The sequence below is a fragment of the Paenimyroides ceti genome, from assembly GCF_030409925.1.
Window position 1 is genome coordinate 1 of the sequence record NZ_JAUFQU010000095.1, and the last position, 16,487, is coordinate 16,487.

The window sequence follows — 16,487 nt, forward strand, 5'->3', positions numbered from 1 at the left end:
TGAAGTCTTTACCGGATTTGGGAGAACAGGAAATCTATTTGCTGCCAAAACTTTCTGAAGAAACCAGATATTATGTGTTTTTCAAAGGATTAACTGGAGGAACAATGCCTATGGGATTACTACTTCCTCCAATGAAATTTTCGAAGCTTTTTTTGTCGGATGATAAAACAAAACCCTTATTTCATGGACATTCTTTTACTGCAAATCCGTTAGCTTGTACCGCGGCTTTGGCAAGTATGGAGTTATTATTGAAAGAAGATACTTTGACTCATATTAAATTAATATACGAGAAGCATTTAAATTTTTCCAAAACATTACAACAACATCCAAAATTGAAAATGTAAGATTGATCGGAACTATTTTAGCTTGGAAATTAAAAATGATAAACAAACTTCTTATTTTAATGAAATAGGTAAAATTTCATATAATGAATTTCTGAAAAGGGGAATTATATGCGTCCGTTAGGAAACGTAATGTATCTCGTTCCACCTTATTGTATTACATCTGAAGAATTAGATTTGGTTTATAAGAATATTTTAGAAGTAATGGATTACTTATAATAAGACATTCTTTAGTTCGTCTTAAGATTAAACATACTTAAACTCTAGAAATAATTTTGTTTTTAGAGTTTAGTTTTTTTCTCCACTAAAATATAAAACAAAATTTATTCGAGAAAGTTCATTTAAAACTCCTGAATACTCAGAAAGGGATTGATTTTATGTCTGATTCATTTATTAATATTAGAGCATTCTGTAAATTTTGTTACTAAAAATGTTTTCATACACTCAGGTCTATTATTTAGTTCCTAAAGGTTTACAGGTAGTATCCAAATTATAACTTTATTACTTTAACCCGTAGTGCATTATTAAGTTAAATAATTTTCAGATTATTGATGTTTCTACCAAACACGAACCTGTTTAAATATTGTATAGTGGTTAAGGTGGTTATTTTGGAAAGAATCCTTGTTTTAAAACCTTTAAAAGATTTAGCATAATTACGTCTAATCATAAACTGATCACACAATTGTGAGAACAAGGTTTCTATACGTTTTCTAAACTTTTTAAATTGATAAAATTGTGGTTTGTAGTCTTTCTGATTTTTTCTTTTTGGCGTTTCCAATTGTATATTTACCTCATTAAATAAGTCTAGCTGTATAGTGCTAGAAAGATAGCCCTTATCGGCAAGTATCACACAATCGGATAGTTGCAATTTAATATCTTGTAAATAATGAATATCATGAACCGAAGCAGGAGATAAATCAAAGCTCTGAAAAACACCATTAATTGAACAAACAGCATGTAATTTATACCCGTAAAATGTAAGTTTTGAGAGGCTCAAAATCCTTTATTTGGAATAGCGTAATCTGTTTCTTTACAAATTTTACTACGTGATGAGCGTGAAATTTTACAAACCTCCAACGGCATACTATCTACTACAAAAAAGGTTTCAAACTCATTAAATTTTTCAACCATTTTCATTCTGATTTCTTCCATAAATGGATATAGTTTTCTTTTTCTTCTGTTATAAACGCTTCGCTCAATTCTGGATGCAATTTCAAAACCTTTTATGTCTCTAAAAAGTTGATGTTCAGAATCAATCGATTTGAATTCCGCCAAAATCATTAAGCTAATCAATTCTATATCAGATAGCTTTGGCTTTATTGGCTTGAAATACATATTTTCAAATTCTGCTATTTTACGTAATTCGATTAAAATTAATTTGTAACTTGCTTCTAAGTTACTCATAACTGTATCTGGTTGTAAGTCAATACAATATACTAATTGTTAGTGTTTTGAGCAACTTTTTTTATAATGCACTACGGGTATATAAATATAAAAAGTCACTTCATGGAGATAACTGGGGAACAATTAATAGCTGCAAATAAGATTTATAACTATTTAAATAGTATTACTGATTTAGATCTAGAATTAAAAAATAATTGGACGGATATCAGCAGTGATATGATTGAGTTTTTGCAATCTCCAAAACTTATAACTTATTTAAAAACAAATACTAATCTTAATGGTATTTTAAACCAATCAGATTATAAAAGTATGAAAGGCGAAATATTGAAAGATAGGAAATTTATTATAAATTGTGTTCTAAAATATAACGTGAATGATGAGATTTTTAGTCCAGAAGAAAAAACAAGGTGCTTTAGATTTCTTTTTTGGTTCAAATGAATAAAATTTATTTTCTTTTTCTTTTATCTCTGATCACAGCATCAACTACTCCAAGTATCACGACTTCGTCGCTTTCATCAATAGTTACACTTTTTGCATAATCACTATTCAAAGCCACTAAGCGATTATTCGCTTTATCGTATCGTTTTAATGTATATTCTGAACTATTAATAGACACAACTATATCATCTCCATCCGTAGGGTAATAGTCGGAACGTATGATGATAATATCGTTTTCTAAATACTCTGGATACATTGATAATCCTTTCACACGATTTACAAATGTACTTTCTACTTTAGACAGATAACGTTCGTCTAAACTGATGCGATCACTTAAAAAATCTTCTGCAGGAGATGGGAATCCAGCACAAACTCCACCACATACTTGTACATACTTTTTTTCTCCTTCTGCATGGATGGTTAGGTTTTCTAATTCAGTTCCAAAATAAGGTGCTTTTTAAATGTTATCATTGTATGGTAAGTATATCATTCCAATTTGTTGTATAGTTAGGACTTAATAAATCTTGTCTCATTTTCCATGTTTTATCTAATGCTTGAGAACCAATTTTTAATTTTTTAACTCCATATTTAAAATTCATTTGATCCATAACATTCATCAGTTTTCGATGCTTTGGGTGCTCGTCTTCGAATAAATTGAATTGTTTTTCACTTTCGGGTGTTATTCCACCAACTATAACACCCGCTTTTTTATAGGCATACCCTTTTTTATAAATAGCATCTAATCCAATTTTTGCATATTAATAATCTCAATAGATGAATTAGTAGGGAAGGGGATAGTTACATTGATTGATTGGTAATATTGTGGTTTATCTGTTTGAAATCTATTGGTAAAAATAAAAACAGTAACTATTCTACAAGTAGAATGTTGGTTGCGTAATTTTTCAGCACAGGTGGTTGCAAAAGTAGCAATGCGCTCTTGTAGATAGGTTTTATCTTCATACGTTTTATCAAAAGATCTTGTCGTAGCAATATTCTTTTTTGTTTTTACATCTTCAAGTTCCATAGCAGATATGCCTTCTAATTCCTTTTTTAGTCGTAAACCAACTACAGTAAGTTCCTTTCGGACATATTCATCAGGAAGATTTGTAAAATCTAATGCTTTATTTACTCCTTTTGCCTTTAATTTTTTAGCAAATTGTCTACCAATACCCCATACATCTTCAATAGCTAACCATCGCAAAGCTTTAATCCGTTTTTTCTTCGGAATCTATAGCATATACACCTTCTAATTGCGGATATTTTTTAGCTATCCTATTGGCCACTTTAGTTAATGCTTTTGTGGGCGCAATTCCAATACACGTTGGAATTAAAGTGTTTTTAAGCACTTCTTTCCGTATCGCTTTTGCATACGATACTAAATCATAATTTTCAAATCCCTTGAATTGTAAAAAGCTTTCATCTATCGAATAAACTTCTAAATCAGGTGTATATTTTCTAAGGATTCGAGTTACACGGTTACTCATATCGCCATACAGAGCGTAGTTTGATGAAAATACATTTACACTATTATCCTGAAATAACTTTCTGTATTCAAAAGCGGGTGCTCCCATTGGAATACCGAGTGCTTTTGCTTCGTTAGAACGCGCCACAACACAGCCATCGTTGTTGCTTAACACAACAATTGGCTTATGCCGTAATTGAGGTTTAAACACCCTTTCACAGCTTGCGTAAAAATTATTACAATCGACTAAAGCATACATCCTACAAAATTATTAAATTAGTAAACGTGCTAAAGTTAAATTATTATGATGCCAAGAAACGTCGTTTGTTTAGCGTTAGATTTAGGAAATTCATTAGAACCTGAGCATATATCTAACATTGAGATTGTAGCGAAAAATTTAGAAGATTTTAATAATCGTTTTCAAACAGATTTTTATCTTTTTTATGATACGGATGGATATACTTTTGAAATCCCTGAACAATTTATAATTAATGATTTATTAAATTGGTTTGTTGAAGGTATTGGAGAATTATTAGCTTTTTCATATTCCCCAACTCGGGACAGTTATTTTGATTTAAATTCTTATTTAAATGATCGCAAAACAGAGTTAGACTTTTTACATAGTTTTGAAATGTATAACAATTATCGTCAACGTTATATTGATTATGCCCCATTAGGATTTTTAGAAGAGGACTCGTACTTTTTTATAAAAGAAAATCTTACTAATTTGATATTAGATTATTCCCGAAAATTTAATTGATAAGACCAATTTCTGCAAGTTATTTATTTACTAATAGGCGAAGTTTAAAATTATTTATTTTCGTTTATTTTGTTTGTTTCGTTTATTTCGTTTAAATTTGTTTAAATAATTTAAAGTATGGAAGCATTAGACTATATAAAAAGACCCACTAAGAAAGAACAACGAGTGGCTATTGAATCTTATTCAGCACTTTCTTCGATTTTATCACAATTGAAGCAAGATGATACTGAAATAGAAATCGAAGAAACAAACGACAGAATTAAAATACCTTTTAAGGCTTTAAAACTTTTAAGTGAAATTTTAAAGTCAATGAGTGAAGGAAATCCAATATCTATTGTCCCTATTGCAACGGAAGTAACTACTCAAAAAGCAGCTGAAATATTGGGTTGTTCACGACCACATTTAGTTAAACTTTTAGAGCAAGGTGAAATTGATTTTACAATGGTTGGAAGACATCGTCGTATTCTATTTGAAGATGTAATCAAATATAAAAACGAAATGAAGCAAAAACAGAAAAAGCATATCATTGATATTATGAACTTTGATGACGAAATAGGTTTATATGATTCATAGTGTAAGGTACAAAGCTGTTCTTGATACCAATGTAATATTTCCTATCGTTATTAGAGATTTATTATTTTGGTTTGCTCATTATGATTTATATACCCCAAAATGGAGTAAAATCATTTTTGATGAATGGAAATCTGTAATGATTCGAAAGGGAGTTGAATCTTCACAAGCAGAGAAGCGGATTAACGTAGCAAATTTGGCATTTCCGATGCTTTAGTATTAAATTATGAAGGATTAATTGATAATTTAAATTTACCTGATAAAGATGATAGACATGTATTAGCTGCTGCTATTAAAGTAAATGCTAATATTATTGTAACGAATAATTTAAAGGATTTTCCGGATGATTATTTAGACTCTTTTGGATTGAAGGCAGTTTGCGCTGATGATTTTCTAACGGATATTATAGATTTAAATCCAAAAATAGCCATTCAAGCTTTTAAAGATTTGGTATTAAATCGCAAAAACCCGGCAATGGATGAATTTCAAGTATTAGAAAGCTTTAGAAAAAATGGATTAAATCAAACAGCAGATTATTTACATGCTCTTTTGTAATTTAATTATACCAAAAATCGACCGTTTTCTAGGACTACTTTTTAGTAGTCTTTTTTTTATTTCCTTTAGTGCTTTTTATCGTTATTTTTATTAGTTTCGTAAAATAACCTTTTATAGTACTTTTTATGATTATAGGATATGCGAGAGTTTCTACAAAAGATCAGAATCTAGAAAATCAAATTGAACTGCTAAAACAACGTAAATGTGAGAAGATATTTTCTGATATTGCGAGTGGAGTAAAAGAAGATCGAAAAGGTTTATTAGAACTTTTAGAATTTGCTCGACCAGGTGATACAATTTTGGTTTATAAGAATGATCGCATATTCCGGTCACTTAAAAATATGGTGGATCTAATTGAAACTTTCAATCAAAAGAAGATTCATTTTAAATCCATAACAGAACCAGAATTTGATACCCAATCTGCAAATGGAAAATTTTTACTTCAAATTTTTAGTGCAGTTGCAGAATTTGAACGTAATCTTATTAGCGAAAGAACAAAACATGGATTAGAAGGAGCAAGGAGACGCAATGAAACTTTAGGTAGACCTAAAGGTATTTCTAAAGAAACTCTTGAAAAATACCAATATGCAAAGCATCTTTACGACAATAAAAAAATGAGTATTGATAAGGCATGTAAACAAGCTGGAATAAGTAAAACAACGTTTTATAGAGTAGAAAAAAGCAATATATAAATATATATATATTTCTATGAATTATATTATCCCACCAAATGTATTATTGTAAATAAAAAAATTTTATTTTTTAGACATCGAAGTAGATTATCACTATCATGGTAGAGTAATATAATGATTTCTATAAAAATTACATAAAAGGGTAATTGACGTATAATGTCATGCTAAATTGCTATTTTTAACAAAAATAACTTTATTATGGAAAACATAATTGTAATCAACAATATTGAAGTTGAAATTTCTAAAATCTATCAACAAAAAACGTACTATACTTTAATTGAAGGTACACCCGGTGAAGAATTAAATGATAAGATTTTGGCTGAAATTAAAGAACAAGCTAAAAGTATCTTCAATAGAGATTCATTTTACGTTATGGATCCACGTGAAAATGCCGATGACAATTTTCCTCAAAATACCATTATTTTAGAATTAATGGTTCTTAATGATTTAGAAGACTATTCTCCATTAACAGTTATATTTTTTCAAGATAAATATGCTTTCCCAATTACAGCGGAAAATATAGAAAGTATAAAAGAAATACCTATTGGGCTATTATGGTCAGATAATAATTTGAATTCAAGAAAGCATTTACAATAAATCCATAATTTGAATCAACAACAAAATGTTCTTTTTATACCTTTAAAACAAATAAATACTAAAACTAAATAATGACAACCACAGCCCAAAGAGCAGAACTACAAGCAAAAATATGGAAAATCGCCAACGAAGTACGTGGCTCAGTAGACGGATGGGACTTTAAACACTTTGTGTTAGGAACTTTATTCTATCGTTTCATAAGTGAGAATTTTACTAGTTATATCGAGGGTGGTGACGAAAGTGTAAACTATCCAAAATTAGCAAACGACATTATTACACCGGAAATCAAAGACGATGCTATTAGAACAAAAGGATACTTCATATATCCAAGTCAATTGTTTATTAACGTGGTTGAGAAAGCAGGTAAAAACGATAATTTAAATACAGACCTAAAAGCAATTTTTACAGATATAGAAAACTCAGCAAATGGTTATGATTCTGAACAAGACATCAAAGGTTTATTTGCAGATTTCGATACTACAAGTACACGCTTAGGTAATACGGTTGAGGAAAAAAATAAGCGTTTAGTATCTATTTTAAATGGAGTTTCAGAATTAAACTTTGGAAAGTTCGAAGAAAGTCAAATTGATTTGTTTGGAGATGCATATGAATTTCTAATCTCGAACTATGCAGCTAATGCTGGAAAATCGGGTGGTGAGTTTTTTACTCCTCAAAACGTTTCCAAATTAATTGCGCAATTGGCAATGCACAAGCAAACTTCTGTAAATAAAATTTATGATCCTGCGGCAGGATCTGGTGCATTGTTATTACAGGCGAAAAAACATTTCGATAACCACATTATTGAAGAAGGATTCTTTGGTCAAGAAATCAATCATACCACTTATAACTTGGCGCGTATGAATATGTTTTTGCACAACATTAATTACGATAAATTCAACATTCAATTAGGAGATACTTTAACGGAGCCACATTTTATTGACGATAAACCATTCGATGCGATTGTTTCTAATCCTCCGTATTCAGTTAATTGGGTAGGATCTGATGATCCCACTTTAATTAATGACGATCGTTTTGCACCGGCTGGAGTTTTAGCACCTAAATCAAAAGCAGATTTTGCTTTTGTATTACACGCGTTGAATTATTTATCAAGTAAAGGACGTGCAGCCATTGTATGTTTTCCTGGTATTTTTTACCGTAGTGGGGCAGAGCAAAAAATCAGAAAATATTTAGTAGATAATAATTTCGTTGAAACAGTTATCAGCTTACCAGGGAATTTATTCTTTGGAACTTCAATTGGCGTAAATATTTTGGTTTTATCTAAACACAAGTCAGAGTACAAAACGCAGTTTATTGATGCCAGTGGGGAGGAATTTTACAAAAAGGTAACTAATAACAATATGTTAGAAGATACCCATATTGATAAAATTATGGATTTGTTTGATTCGAAAGAGTTCAAAGAACACGTTGCTATTACCATTGAAAATGAAAAAATTGCAGAAAACGATTATAACCTTTCGGTAAGTACGTATGTAGAAGCTTTAGATACACGCGAAGTTATAGATATCAACGTATTAAATTCTGAATTAGAATCTACGGCTAAAAACATCACAGATTTACGTAACGCAATTGATAACCTTGTAAAAGAAATCGAAGGATGAGCAAATTAGAAGAGTTGTTACAAGGAGTAAATGTAGAATGGATTCCTTTGTATGAAGTTGCAGCAATGATTAGAGGTGTTCGTGTTACTAAAAAAGATTTAATCGAAAATGGCAAGTATCCTGTAGTCTCTGGAGGGGTAGGATTTATGGGATATGTAAATGAATATAATCGTGAAGAAAATTCAATAACAATTGCTCAGTACGGTACCGCAGGATTTGTAAAATGGCAAACTGAAAAGTTCTGGGCGAACGATGTAGCATTTACTATATTTCCAATTAACGAAGAATTAGTACTAAAAAGATTTTTGTACTACTTTTTAATAAGTAAACAAAATTTTTTGTACGAGATTTCAAATAAAATTGCTGTTCCATATAATATTTCAAAAGATAAGATTTTAAATATCCCAATCCCAATCCCTTGCCCTGATAATCCAGAAAAATCCCTTGAAATCCAACAAGAAATTGTTCGCATTTTAGATGAATTAACTTCTTTAACGAACCAATTAAAAAATGAATTAGAAACGGAACGCCAAACCCGTAAAAAACAATTTGAGTTCTTCCGTGAGCAGTTGTTTAGATTTGAAAGTAAGGATGTGGAATGGAAAACTTTGGAGGGTATATCAAAATTAATAACAAAGGGTACAACACCTAAAAGATATACAAACAATGGAATATCTTTCATAAAAACAGAGGCCTTTGATGGCTCTATAATAGTTCGGAAAAAATTATCATTTATCGATGAAGATACACATCAAAAAGAATTAAAGCGCTCAATATTACAGGAGAACGACATTTTAATTACTATTGCGGGAGCAACAATAGGGAAATGTGCCATTGTACCGAGAGAATTACTGCCCGCTAATACTAATCAAGCATTAGCAATTATAAGATTAAATAATTCAATTGTTATAAAGTATATCTTTCATTTATTGAAATCGGGTCTCATGAAAAGTTATATAGAATCAAACTCGAAAGGGTCAGCACAACCTAATTTAAATTTAAAGCAATTAAATGACTTTTTAATACCTGTTCCATCCATTGAAGAACAAGAACGCATTGTTCGTTTATTAGATCAATACGATGAAGCCACCAAAAACATTGTAGCGCAATTAGAAAAAGAAATAGAACTCAGAAACAAGCAGTACGAATATTATAGAAACTCGTTACTAAACTTTTTGAAAAATTAATTAATAGCCTACTAACTATTATGAGTCAAACACTAACCGAAATAGCACAAAAATTAATAAGAGCAACAAAAGAGGAAGGAAAGAAATTTCGTAAAACTCAATTAATTTATGCGTTTAATGGTACGGGAAAAACACGTCTTTCTCGTGAATTTAAAGAGGTAGTAGATCCTAAGGATCAAAAAACACCAGAGTCTCCAATAAAGTTTATGTATTACAATGCATTCACAGAAGATTTATTTTATTGGTTTAATGACTTGGAGGCAGATACTAATCGTAAATTATTAGTACATCCTAACAATTTTACAGAATTAGCATTATCTTTTTTAAAAGATGAGAATCAACATGGCAACATTATTACTAATTTCCAGAAATACACTAACAGATATATAACCCCAAATATAAATGATGATTTTACAGAAATTGCCTTTGATTATTTGGCCGGTGGAGATAATAGCGATACAAACATAAAAATATCAAAGGGAGAGGAAAGTAATTTTATTTGGTGTGTTTTCTATAGTTTAATTGCGCACATAATTGATCTTTTAAATGAGGAAAGAGAAGATCGTTCAAGTGATAAATTCGATGAATTAGAATATATCTTTATCGATGATCCAGTGAGTTCATTAGATGATAATCATTTAATTGACCTAGCAGTTGATTTATCAAATTTAATTAAGAAAGCTAAGCTGACAAATGTAAAATTCATTGTTTCTACGCATAATCCATTATTTTATAATGTTTTGTATAATGAATTGAATCGTGAGAAAAATACTGGTAGATATAGACTACAAAAACTAAATGATGGGACATATCTTTTAAATGACTCAAACGATTCTCCTTTTTCTTATCATATATTCTTGTTAGATGAGTTAAATGCAGCGGCTATTACCAGAAATATACACAAGTATCACTTTAACTTACTTAGAAACGTTTTAGAAAAAACCTCTACTTATTTAGGCTTTAATCATTGGGAAGATTTAATACCTATGTATGTTAATACGAATGATGTACCCATAGCTGTTCGCTTGATTAATTTATATAGTCATAGTAAACATTCAGGTGATGAAATGGGAGTAATTCAAGAAATAGAAAAAGATATGTTTATAAAAGTTTTTAAATCATTATTAACAAAACATAACTTTAAATTACAATATAATGAACTTCTTGAAGTAGAAGCACAACCACAAACACAACAGTTACAAGATGCCTAATTTCAACACCATTGCAGAAACTAACAATTATATTGTTTTAGATAAATATACTAAGTTCTATGAGCTGAATGAAGCGCCAGTGGCGTATCAATCAGAAACAGCTCTTGAAAAAGAATTTATACAAGATTTAATAAATCTTGGTTATGAGAATCCAACGCATTTAAAATCAAATGAAGCTATGCTGGCGAATGTTCGCACCGAATTGCAGGCACTGAATAATGTCGTGTTCTCAGACAACGAATGGAATCGTTTCCTAGTAGAGTATTTGGATAAACCAAGCGATAGTCTAATCGATAAATCCCGAAAATTACACGATAATCACATTTACGATTTTGTGTTTGATGATGGGCGTATACAAAATATTTATTTAGTAGATAAAAAATCAGTTACTCGTAACAAGGTTCAAGTTATATCTCAAGTAGAGCAAACAGGTACACATGCCAATCGTTATGACGTTACCATTTTAGTCAACGGAATACCTATGGTACAAGTAGAACTTAAAAAGCGTGGTGTTGCTATTCGTGAGGCGTTTAACCAGGTACATCGTTATTCTAAAGAGAGTTTTAATTCTACAAATTCGTTATTTAAGTATTTACAACTGTTTGTAATTTCTAATGGTACAGATACTCGTTATTTTGCCAATACAGTGTCACGCAACAAAAATAGCTATGATTTCACAATGAATTGGGCGAAAGCCGACAATTCATTAATTAAGGATTTAAAGGATTTTACTGCAACTTTTTTTCAAAAAAACACCATTTTAAATGTATTACTAACCTATACTGTTTTTGATGTAAAAGATACATTATTGGTTATGCGACCTTATCAGATTGCAGCAACTGAACGTATTTTATGGAAGATAAAAAGTGCTTATCAAACAAAGAAATGGTCTACATTAGAAAGCGGTGGATACATTTGGCACACCACAGGATCTGGTAAAACGTTAACTAGTTTTAAAGCAGCACGTTTGGCCACTCAATTAGATTTTATTGATAAAGTGTTTTTTGTAGTGGATCGAAAGGATTTAGACTTTCAAACCATGAAAGAATATCAAAAGTTTTCTCCTGATAGTGTGAATGGATCAGATAGTACTGCTGGCTTAAAACGAAACATTGATAAAAGTGATAATAAAATCATTGTTACCACAATTCAGAAGTTAAACAACTTAATGAAAGGGGATGCAGATTTAGATATTTATCATAAACAAGTAGTTTTTATTTTCGATGAAGCGCACCGTTCTCAATTCGGAGAAGCGCAAAAAAACTTACAAAAAAAGTTCAAAAAATTCTATCAGTTTGGATTTACAGGAACACCAATTTTTCCTACAAACGCATTGGGTGCAGAAACTACAGCAAGTGTTTTCGGAACAGAATTGCATTCTTATGTAATTACTGATGCCATCAGAGATGAAAAGGTATTAAAGTTTAAAGTTGATTATCACAACGTTAAACCTCAATTCAAGGGTGTTGAAATGGAGGTTGATGAAAAAAAATTGAATGCTGAAGATACAAAAAAGGCATTTTTACATCCTGGTCGAATCAGCGAAATATCAAAATATATTTTACAGAATTATCGCATAAAAACGCATCGAACTAAAGGGGGAAATTCAGGATTTAACGCCATGTTTGCCGTTAGTAGTGTAGATGCGGCAAAGTGCTATTATGAAGAATTAAATCGTCAGCAAATCGGCAGTGATAGACCTTTAAAAATAGCAACCATTTTTTCATTTGCAGCTAATGAAGAACAAACAGCTATTGGAGAAATTTTAGATGAATCTTTTGAACCTTCTGCATTAAACAGTACGGCGAAAGAATTTCTTACAAAAGCTATTAAGGACTACAACAAAATGTTTAAAACAAGTTATGGTGTTGATAGTGATGCATTTCAAAATTACTACCGTGACTTATCTAATCGAGTAAAAGATAAAGAAGTCGATCTTTTGATTGTAGTTGGAATGTTTCTAACAGGATTTGATGCTCCGGCAATGAATACTTTATTTGTTGATAAAAACTTACGTTTTCACGGATTGATTCAAGCTTTTTCGCGTACGAATCGTATCCTTGATGCAACCAAAACGTTTGGGAATATTGTTACTTTCCGTGATTTGGAGCAAGCAACAGTTGATGCAATTACCTTATTTGGAAATAGCAATACAAAGAATGTTGTATTAGAAAAAAGTTACAAGGAATATCTAGAAGGTTTTACAGATAATTCAACAGGAGAAGCAAGAAGAGGTTTTGTAGAAGTTGTAAATGAACTAAACGAGAAATTTCCAAATCCTGATCAAATTGAAAAAGAAAAGGATAAAAAAGAGTTTACTAAGTTGTTTGGTGAATATCTTCGTGTCGAGAATATACTTCAAAATTATGATGAGTTCACAAGCTTAAAAGCTTTACAAACAATTGATATAAATGATTCAGAAGCAGTAGAAGACTTTAAAGAAATGTACCATGTTTCTGATGAAGATATTGCAGTAATGCAAGACATCGTTTTGTTACCTGAGCGTACAGTTCAAGATTATAGATCAACGTATAATGACATCCGTGATTGGTTACGAAAGGAAAAGGAAGGAAAACAACCAGAAGATTCTGAAATAGATTGGGATGACGTAGTTTTTGAAATTGATTTATTAAAATCGCAGGAAATTAATTTGGATTATATCTTAGAATTAATCTTCGAACACAACAAAAAAACAAAAGATAAAGTTGAATTAGTAGAAGAAGTAAGTCGTGTAATTCGTGCAAGTATTGGTAATAGAGGTAAAGAATCTTTAATGGTTGATTTTATTAATGAAACAGATTTAGATTCAATTCCAGATAAAGCTTCAGTTATTGATGCGTTCTTTAAATATGCACAAGTAAAACAAAAGGAAGAAGCAACAGAATTAATTGAAGAAGAAAACTTAAACGAAGAAGCAACAAAACGTTATATTGAGTCTTCATTAAAACGTGAATATGCAACTTCAAACGGTACTGAATTAAATACAATTTTACCAAAAATTAGTCCTCTAAATCCTCAGTATCTTACAAAGAAGCAAACCGTTTTTCATAAGATAAGTGCGTTTATCGATAAGTTTAAAGGAGTGGGAGGGAGATTGTAATTTAGAAAAAAATTAATAATAAAAAATATTAAACAATTTTCTCTTTTTCGGACTTTTACTCAGACTAAAATAAAAATGCTTTCCAATTGGAAAGCATTTTTTTTACATAAACTCCAAAATTTCTTGCTTCATCTTTGTCGGAAACTTTAAGTTATTTTCTTTCAAAAGGTCTTTGTCAATGGATTCAATTTCTTTGATAATTGAATTAAGTTTCTGGTCATTTAATGCTTCTAACTGCATTTGAATTTTGTACAATCTTAAAGATAATTTCTTTACATTTTTTTCTTCCATAGCTAATTAAAAATTTAATGTTGTTTGAATATTATTCTAAAATTACAAATAATTTTATTTATATAAAAAGTGAAAATTCCATTTTTATAAGAAAGTCTGTTTATCCGAAAATGAATGATTAAAGATATAGTGTATGTTTAGCGAGAGGATACGGGGCAATTTTGCCCCGTAAATCATATTGTATTGATAATCAATAAAATAACATACACTATAAATAATTTTGTAAACAAAAATGTAACAAGATTTTGTTATAATACTGTAATTTAGTAAATTAACTGTATTAAATAGTGTAACATATGTCTAATGTGGTTCGTGTTGATGTTTCAACAAAGTTAAACTTGATCGTTTAAAAGAAGATTATAACATCAAAACTTTTGCGGAAGTTGTTGAAAAAATGACTTCATTTATCGTAGAAAATAAATTTGATTTGAATAGAAATTATGCGAATGATTGGCACAATATAATTGAAAAATCAAACGAAAAAAGTTTGAAAAGAATTGAAGATGTAATCAGAATAATTCGAAATATTGAGAAGGAATCTGTCATCCCAATTCGTAATCAAGTTTATGATATGTATCATAACAGTGATGTCAATTTTAAAGCCGAAGTAATCACTGAAGTAAAGAAAGATTTGGAAGTTAATTCTCCTGCGGAACAGGATCTGGAAAAATATAAAATTGAATTAGCGCAGGTTAAAAAAAGCAGAGATTTATATTTTAATGAATTGAATAATTTACGTCCACTAGTAAACGAACTTTTAAATTCTTTAACAACTAAATCTGGTTTAATGGGTTCAAAAGTTGAAGCAACTATAGCACCTGAAAGATTAAATGAACTAAAACAATTAATCAATAAATAATGTACATCAATTTTACCCCACATAAAGCAAACGTGAATAATTCTTCCGCTTCTTCTTGTGCGAATATTTTTGAATATTTAGAAAAGGAAGAGCGTGGCTTTGTTGAAGAAGATTCATTTTTTAAAGAGGAAAATAATGAGTCTATTGGTTTTTTTAATCAAGAAAATATTAACCTTTCTAAAGAAGATGTTATCCAAAATATTGATGAAAATAGAGGTAAAAGAGGTGTTAAAGAATCTAATTTTTATATGATAAATATTTCTCCTTCTTACTTAGAACAGAAACATCTTATAAAAAGAGTTGATCAATTTTTAGAAGAAAAAATTATTAATGAAAAACTTAAATTATCAGAAAAAGATTTAATTGCAGCTCGTGATGTGATGATGCGTGATCTTCTTATGAATTACAGCCGGGAAGTGATGAAAGAGTATGCAAATAATTTCAATCGAGAAATTAATGGAAAAAAATTATCTGAAAATGATCTGATGTATTATGGTAGAGTTGAGACGAGGCGCACGTATAATTTTCGAGATAAAAATGTCATCGAAAATAAAAAAATATTAGATAAAATAAATAGTTCGTCTGATAAAAACGAAATAAAAAAACTTCAAGAATCTTTACAAAAAGATTATTTTACTGGTGATGTTATTAAAGAAGGATCTCCTAAAGGTGGATTTAACTATCATGTGCATATTGTTGTTTCTCGTCATGATAATACCAATGATTCAAGAAATAAAATAAGTCTTTCTCCAATGACTCAATACCGTTCTCAAAATTCTAAATTGAATAATCAAGTAAATAAAACAATTGGTTTTAATCGGGATGTATTCTTTGAAAACGCTGAAAAAAGTTTTGATCAATATTTTAATTACAGAAGAGATTATTCGAAATCTTATGAAGCACATAAAAAAAAGGCAAGAACAAAAGGAATTCGTGAATTAACTAAACAGGGGATTGCAAACAGTGTTAAAAAAGAACTGAGTAATTATGCCGGAATAACTATTTCAAATCCTTCAAATCTTATTAAAATGCAATTGTCACAGACATTAGGAATAAATATTCCTACTCATTTAAAAATACCAACCAACCCAGTACAATTAACACTTAAAGTTGCCAAGACTGTTGCTAAAACTATTGAAAAAGGTTACGGAATGTAAATTACTATTGCTATGGAATATTTCTCTAATTTAACTACCGAAAATAAATTGATTGTATTGATAATGATTGTCATTTCAATAATAGGATTTATTTTATTTTTCCGAAAAGGATTTTTATACAAACTAATAGGTTTTCTAATAACTTTAGGTATCATTAGCCTTTATCTATATTTTTTTAAAAAGAATTATTTGTTTATTTCTCTCTTGGTTTTACCACCATTTTTAATTGGATTATTGACATCCT

At 29.9% G+C, this 16,487-nt stretch carries 19 protein-coding genes and 2 pseudogenes; 15 read left to right on the forward strand and 6 right to left on the reverse strand.

Going from position 1 to position 16,487, the window contains the following annotated elements:
* A pseudogene (locus QW060_RS27345) lies at nucleotides 1-344 on the forward strand (adenosylmethionine--8-amino-7-oxononanoate transaminase); the annotation flags it as partial.
* A gap of 526 nt (nucleotides 345-870) precedes the next feature.
* Here QW060_RS27345 and QW060_RS27350 read toward each other — a convergent pair.
* A pseudogene (locus tag QW060_RS27350) lies at nucleotides 871-1,745 on the reverse strand (IS982 family transposase).
* Nucleotides 1,746-1,847: 102 nt separating this feature from the next.
* Here QW060_RS27350 and QW060_RS27355 point away from each other — a divergent pair.
* Entirely contained in the window at nucleotides 1,848-2,183 is a 336-nt protein-coding gene (locus QW060_RS27355) for a hypothetical protein (protein WP_290365640.1), read from the forward strand.
* A 7-nt stretch (nucleotides 2,184-2,190) separates the two neighbouring features.
* Here QW060_RS27355 and QW060_RS27360 read toward each other — a convergent pair whose 3' ends face one another.
* Nucleotides 2,191-2,508 carry a LexA family protein gene (locus QW060_RS27360; RefSeq protein ID WP_290365660.1) on the reverse strand — a complete coding sequence of 106 codons (318 nt, stop codon included), beginning with the start codon at nucleotides 2,506-2,508 and terminating at the stop codon, nucleotides 2,191-2,193.
* On the opposite strand from QW060_RS27360, the gene QW060_RS27365 reads away from it, so the two are divergent.
* Complete coding sequence (locus tag QW060_RS27365; protein WP_290365641.1) at nucleotides 2,507-2,632, forward strand: hypothetical protein; 126 nt, start codon at nucleotides 2,507-2,509, stop codon at nucleotides 2,630-2,632. The two genes, QW060_RS27360 and QW060_RS27365, sit on opposite strands and share 2 nt — an antisense overlap.
* An 18-nt stretch (nucleotides 2,633-2,650) precedes the next feature.
* Here QW060_RS27365 and QW060_RS28370 read toward each other — a convergent pair whose 3' ends face one another.
* The 3 genes from QW060_RS28370 to QW060_RS28380 all read right to left on the reverse strand — a co-directional run bounded on the left by QW060_RS28370 (nucleotide 2,651) and on the right by QW060_RS28380 (nucleotide 3,904).
* The gene (locus QW060_RS28370) at nucleotides 2,651-2,800 is read right to left on the reverse strand and encodes a DUF4113 domain-containing protein (RefSeq protein WP_317623281.1); all 150 of its coding nucleotides are present in this window, start codon (nucleotides 2,798-2,800) and stop codon (nucleotides 2,651-2,653) included.
* A 122-nt stretch (nucleotides 2,801-2,922) separates the two neighbouring features.
* The gene (locus QW060_RS28375) at nucleotides 2,923-3,384 is read right to left on the reverse strand and encodes a DinB/UmuC family translesion DNA polymerase (RefSeq protein ID WP_317623282.1); all 462 of its coding nucleotides are present in this window, start codon (nucleotides 3,382-3,384) and stop codon (nucleotides 2,923-2,925) included.
* Nucleotides 3,385-3,388: 4 nt separating this feature from the next.
* Nucleotides 3,389-3,904, reverse strand: coding sequence for a Y-family DNA polymerase (locus QW060_RS28380; RefSeq protein ID WP_317623283.1), 516 nt, complete (start codon nucleotides 3,902-3,904; stop codon nucleotides 3,389-3,391).
* 45 nt (nucleotides 3,905-3,949) lie between these two features.
* Between QW060_RS28380 and QW060_RS27375 the strand changes: the two genes are divergently transcribed.
* From QW060_RS27375 to QW060_RS27420, 10 genes are all read left to right on the forward strand, one after another.
* Nucleotides 3,950-4,405, forward strand: a complete 456-nt coding sequence (locus tag QW060_RS27375; RefSeq protein ID WP_290365295.1) for a hypothetical protein — start codon at nucleotides 3,950-3,952, stop codon at nucleotides 4,403-4,405.
* A gap of 117 nt (nucleotides 4,406-4,522) precedes the next feature.
* Nucleotides 4,523-4,978 (forward strand): helix-turn-helix domain-containing protein, encoded by a 456-nt coding sequence (locus tag QW060_RS27380; protein ID WP_090410424.1) that lies wholly within the window; start codon nucleotides 4,523-4,525, stop codon nucleotides 4,976-4,978.
* Entirely contained in the window at nucleotides 4,968-5,192 is a 225-nt protein-coding gene (locus QW060_RS27385) for a hypothetical protein (protein WP_290365642.1), read from the forward strand. The genes QW060_RS27380 and QW060_RS27385 overlap by 11 nt, the downstream gene beginning before the upstream one ends.
* 149 nt (nucleotides 5,193-5,341) lie before the next feature.
* The gene (locus QW060_RS27390) at nucleotides 5,342-5,530 is read left to right on the forward strand and encodes a hypothetical protein (RefSeq protein WP_290365643.1); all 189 of its coding nucleotides are present in this window, start codon (nucleotides 5,342-5,344) and stop codon (nucleotides 5,528-5,530) included.
* Between the two features lie 125 nt (nucleotides 5,531-5,655).
* Nucleotides 5,656-6,222 carry a recombinase family protein gene (locus QW060_RS27395; protein ID WP_290365297.1) on the forward strand — a complete coding sequence of 189 codons (567 nt, stop codon included), beginning with the start codon at nucleotides 5,656-5,658 and terminating at the stop codon, nucleotides 6,220-6,222.
* Between the two features lie 198 nt (nucleotides 6,223-6,420).
* Nucleotides 6,421-6,819, forward strand: coding sequence for a hypothetical protein (locus tag QW060_RS27400; RefSeq protein ID WP_290365298.1), 399 nt, complete (start codon nucleotides 6,421-6,423; stop codon nucleotides 6,817-6,819).
* A gap of 71 nt (nucleotides 6,820-6,890) precedes the next feature.
* Nucleotides 6,891-8,438 carry a type I restriction-modification system subunit M gene (locus QW060_RS27405; RefSeq protein WP_290365299.1) on the forward strand — a complete coding sequence of 516 codons (1,548 nt, stop codon included), beginning with the start codon at nucleotides 6,891-6,893 and terminating at the stop codon, nucleotides 8,436-8,438.
* Entirely contained in the window at nucleotides 8,435-9,625 is a 1,191-nt protein-coding gene (locus QW060_RS27410; RefSeq protein ID WP_290365300.1) for a restriction endonuclease subunit S, read from the forward strand. The genes QW060_RS27405 and QW060_RS27410 overlap by 4 nt, the downstream gene beginning before the upstream one ends.
* Before the next feature lie 20 nt (nucleotides 9,626-9,645).
* Nucleotides 9,646-10,836, forward strand: coding sequence for an AAA family ATPase (locus tag QW060_RS27415; protein ID WP_290365301.1), 1,191 nt, complete (start codon nucleotides 9,646-9,648; stop codon nucleotides 10,834-10,836).
* A complete protein-coding gene (locus QW060_RS27420) occupies nucleotides 10,829-13,936 on the forward strand; it encodes a type I restriction endonuclease subunit R (RefSeq protein ID WP_290365302.1) in 3,108 nt (1,035 codons plus the stop codon). The genes QW060_RS27415 and QW060_RS27420 overlap by 8 nt, the downstream gene beginning before the upstream one ends.
* 102 nt (nucleotides 13,937-14,038) lie before the next feature.
* Here QW060_RS27420 and QW060_RS27425 read toward each other — a convergent pair whose 3' ends face one another.
* On the reverse strand, nucleotides 14,039-14,191 hold the full coding sequence (locus tag QW060_RS27425; RefSeq protein WP_290365208.1) for a hypothetical protein: 153 nt from the start codon (nucleotides 14,189-14,191) through the stop codon (nucleotides 14,039-14,041).
* A gap of 607 nt (nucleotides 14,192-14,798) precedes the next feature.
* Between QW060_RS27425 and QW060_RS27430 the strand changes: the two genes are divergently transcribed.
* The gene (locus tag QW060_RS27430) at nucleotides 14,799-15,086 is read left to right on the forward strand and encodes a hypothetical protein (protein WP_290365303.1); all 288 of its coding nucleotides are present in this window, start codon (nucleotides 14,799-14,801) and stop codon (nucleotides 15,084-15,086) included.
* Nucleotides 15,086-16,243, forward strand: a complete 1,158-nt coding sequence (mobB, locus tag QW060_RS27435; protein ID WP_290365304.1) for a MobB family relaxase — start codon at nucleotides 15,086-15,088, stop codon at nucleotides 16,241-16,243. The genes QW060_RS27430 and mobB overlap by 1 nt, the downstream gene beginning before the upstream one ends.
* The last annotated feature ends 244 nt before the right edge of the window (nucleotides 16,244-16,487 follow it).

Coding starts and splice junctions, on each gene's coding strand:
- QW060_RS27415 (WP_290365301.1), top strand. CDS start 9,646: ATGAGTCAAACACTAACCGAAATAGCACAAAAATTAATAAGAGCAACA.
- QW060_RS27380 (WP_090410424.1), top strand. CDS start 4,523: ATGGAAGCATTAGACTATATAAAAAGACCCACTAAGAAAGAACAACGA.
- QW060_RS27420 (WP_290365302.1), top strand. CDS start 10,829: ATGCCTAATTTCAACACCATTGCAGAAACTAACAATTATATTGTTTTA.
- QW060_RS27410 (WP_290365300.1), top strand. CDS start 8,435: ATGAGCAAATTAGAAGAGTTGTTACAAGGAGTAAATGTAGAATGGATT.
- QW060_RS27430 (WP_290365303.1), top strand. CDS start 14,799: ATGTATCATAACAGTGATGTCAATTTTAAAGCCGAAGTAATCACTGAA.
- QW060_RS28370 (WP_317623281.1), bottom strand. CDS start 2,800: ATGAATGTTATGGATCAAATGAATTTTAAATATGGAGTTAAAAAATTA.
- mobB (WP_290365304.1), top strand. CDS start 15,086: ATGTACATCAATTTTACCCCACATAAAGCAAACGTGAATAATTCTTCC.
- QW060_RS27355 (WP_290365640.1), top strand. CDS start 1,848: ATGGAGATAACTGGGGAACAATTAATAGCTGCAAATAAGATTTATAAC.
- QW060_RS27405 (WP_290365299.1), top strand. CDS start 6,891: ATGACAACCACAGCCCAAAGAGCAGAACTACAAGCAAAAATATGGAAA.
- QW060_RS28380 (WP_317623283.1), bottom strand. CDS start 3,904: ATGTATGCTTTAGTCGATTGTAATAATTTTTACGCAAGCTGTGAAAGG.
- QW060_RS27385 (WP_290365642.1), top strand. CDS start 4,968: ATGATTCATAGTGTAAGGTACAAAGCTGTTCTTGATACCAATGTAATA.
- QW060_RS27375 (WP_290365295.1), top strand. CDS start 3,950: ATGATGCCAAGAAACGTCGTTTGTTTAGCGTTAGATTTAGGAAATTCA.
- QW060_RS27395 (WP_290365297.1), top strand. CDS start 5,656: ATGATTATAGGATATGCGAGAGTTTCTACAAAAGATCAGAATCTAGAA.
- QW060_RS27365 (WP_290365641.1), top strand. CDS start 2,507: ATGCGATCACTTAAAAAATCTTCTGCAGGAGATGGGAATCCAGCACAA.
- QW060_RS27400 (WP_290365298.1), top strand. CDS start 6,421: ATGGAAAACATAATTGTAATCAACAATATTGAAGTTGAAATTTCTAAA.